Source organism: Erwinia sp. V71 (assembly GCF_965644245.1).
Taxonomy (GTDB): Bacteria; Pseudomonadota; Gammaproteobacteria; order Enterobacterales; family Enterobacteriaceae; genus Erwinia.
Map to the genome: position 1 here is coordinate 1 of NZ_CBFFRK010000250.1, position 1,014 is coordinate 1,014.

The 1,014-nt window shown below is 49.7% G+C and carries 1 protein-coding gene; it reads right to left on the reverse strand.

The genetic code is table 11. From position 1 onward, the window contains the following. Positions 1-659: 659 nt before the first annotated feature. The coding region (locus ACSZO1_RS22465; protein WP_437616599.1) for a hypothetical protein at positions 660-1,014 on the reverse strand (355 nt) is incomplete at its 5' end.

The window sequence follows — 1,014 nt, forward strand, 5'->3', positions numbered from 1 at the left end:
CAGAGTCCATGTTCGCGAAAGTGTCCATGGTAGAAAACACGGGCAAAAATAAAAGACGGTCTGGATGAGACGCTTACTGCTTATCCCTCCCGAGGCTACTTCTGCCTCCATACAGTGTTTGGGCCCGGCAGACGAACTTACCGGGGTAAGAGCACTGCCAGAAGTGTGGATGAACCACCAGAATCATCCCGTTCGGTTAAGGTTGAATGACGACGGCTGTTGCTGCTCCGTTTCTGCTGGCTTAATTTCATTAAGCCTCATGACGATAAACCAGCCAGAGCGGGCATCATGCAAAATTCTCCAGTTACCCCACCGGGATTGCCAGCGAACCATGTGGCACCGTCAGCTTAAAGTTACGTCATCAGGGGACGTTCAGGCGTGTTCTGGAACGGGTCATGAGCAAGACCGGATTTCCATCTGACTGAACATCAGCATGTCACGAATATGACGGTTACGATTCACGTCATGTCTCTGCTGGAAAAAATGTCAACTCTATAAGTTAATCACGCTGAGAGACATTAAATGCATGAATGTGTTCAGCCACTTTTTCGCAATGGCCCATGATGATATCGAATTTCAACGGCGCCTCCTGTCTTATCAGAAACTACAGTTATGCTCACGCTGTAAAAATCCTTTATTGTTAACCTTGATATCAGGTGTTATTCCCGGAGCCCGTCACCTTCAGCTGAGAAGGAATAAAACAACCACAATAAGAGCGCGATTACGGCCGGGATTGTCATTCCCATCGCAAGTGGAAAGGCGCTTTCCGATATACATGCTGCGACAGCCGCTGAGCAGGCAAAGGCCACGCCAAACTGCAGCGCTCCTGTGAAAGCTGACCCGACACCTGATAAGCCGTGAGCCGCTTCCATTGCGACAGTGGTTGTATTCGCACCCAGCAAACCGACCATTGCGATTGCCACGCAGAGTGGTGTAATGCGCGAATTCAGATAATAAGTGCAACGCTTGGTCATGTGGATGGAGGGACGGTTAGCTACCGATAAGCTATCCTGC